This window comes from Siminovitchia fortis (assembly GCF_007681465.1).
Classification (GTDB): domain Bacteria; phylum Bacillota; class Bacilli; order Bacillales; family Bacillaceae_C; genus Siminovitchia; species Siminovitchia fortis.
Genome location: NZ_VEKZ01000136.1, coordinates 1 through 1,452 on the forward strand (window position 1 = coordinate 1; position 1,452 = coordinate 1,452).

2 protein-coding genes are annotated in these 1,452 nt (G+C 35.8%); one reads left to right on the plus strand and one right to left on the minus strand.

Annotated features, from left to right (window positions below):
• Positions 1-341: 341 nt before the first annotated feature.
• On the minus strand, positions 342-554 hold the full coding sequence (locus tag FS666_RS19225; RefSeq protein ID WP_120074976.1) for a hypothetical protein: 213 nt from the start codon (positions 552-554) through the stop codon (positions 342-344).
• 140 nt (positions 555-694) lie between these two features.
• Between FS666_RS19225 and FS666_RS19230 the strand changes: the two genes are divergently transcribed.
• Positions 695-1,180, plus strand: coding sequence for a hypothetical protein (locus FS666_RS19230; protein ID WP_144463776.1), 486 nt, complete (start codon positions 695-697; stop codon positions 1,178-1,180).
• The last annotated feature ends 272 nt before the right edge of the window (positions 1,181-1,452 follow it).

Sequence of the window (1,452 nt, forward strand, 5' to 3'; positions counted from 1 at the left end):
TTCGTAAAACGGATCGAAATGGCGTGTTCCCATTTTGTTCGCCCACAAACATTTTACTCATACAGAGTAATCATAATCGAACAAAATGGCTGCAATTATCTTCATTCGATTGCCTGAAATAGTGCAACTCCTTGTTTTATCGACGAATTAAATACTTTGTAGATTGAATTGATTGCTTGTTGTATGATGGGGTTAAGTAAGTTTAAAGGAGTTAAAGATGGACGGTATTGTTATTTTAAGTGAACAATGTTTAACAAGCATAATTAAAGAGAGTGTAAAAGATGGTTAAAAATTTTGTTTGGAATTCTCTCTTTCTTGATTTATTTACAAGCCGATTAACATTAGTCTTTTCTAAGGAAGCCAATTAATATTGACAATACCCCTAGCACTACTAAAATAATACCCCAGATAAGGAGTGGCTGGGTTTGCGGTGAGGGCAATTGTCCCCCCACGCTGTTTTCCATTAGCCTAATCATACCAGAAGTGATGTACCTTGCTGAATATAAAATTGAAGCCGAAATGAAAAACACACCTGCCAAAATAAAATACTTCATTAGAGCTTACCCCTCTTCTTCATGTTGTAAATATCATATCATAAAAATAATTTTTGCAAAAGTAAAAAAACATTGTCTTTTTCATGGAATCATGGTATTATTTTCTGAAATTACAAAAAACATAAAGGAGGAAATGTGGAATGAAAAAGGTATCGCTTGCTTTTCTATCTTCAATCTTTGCATTTTTCATTATGGGCACGGCCGTGGGAGCCGAAGAAGCAAATGACAATAATGTAGACGTCAACAAGATGCAAGCCACAAAGGCTCCTAACATTTTTTATGACAAAGAGAATAAGGGGTACTATGATGTAGACTCAGAAGGATACATCGAAGTATTCAAGGTCGAAGACGGGGAGGTTGTTGGAAAGGTCGATATGAATGAATATATTGATAGACAAGCATCTGATCCGAACCTAAAAGAAGATGATATTTCTGACAGCATCTCCTTAAATGATAAAGATGACACTGAAGTTGAAAACGGCTCTACTATTTTTGCTCCACAAGTATACTATCGATACACAGAGTCCAGTAAGTCAACAAAAGTAGTAACTGGTAAACGGTCTAGTATTATTCAGAAAAACCCTGCAAAGAATGGTGGAAGCGACACCTTTACTTTAAGTTATTAAGCCAGCCAAGGGCATTCCTTTAGCGTAACATTAAACTCTGGTGAGAAATCAGCAGTAAAAGGAAATGTTGGTTACACATGGAGCAGTTCTGCAAGTATATCCAGTAGTCATGCAATGACTATCAAACCTGGCTGGCAGGGATATTGGAGGTTCGATCCAATGATTCGTATTTCAAATGGTACAGTTAAGCAATACAATCAAGGGTTTGTTATCTATTTAGCCCCTAAATGAACTTGGACAATAAGAGTAAAAATTATTATACTGCTTAATGT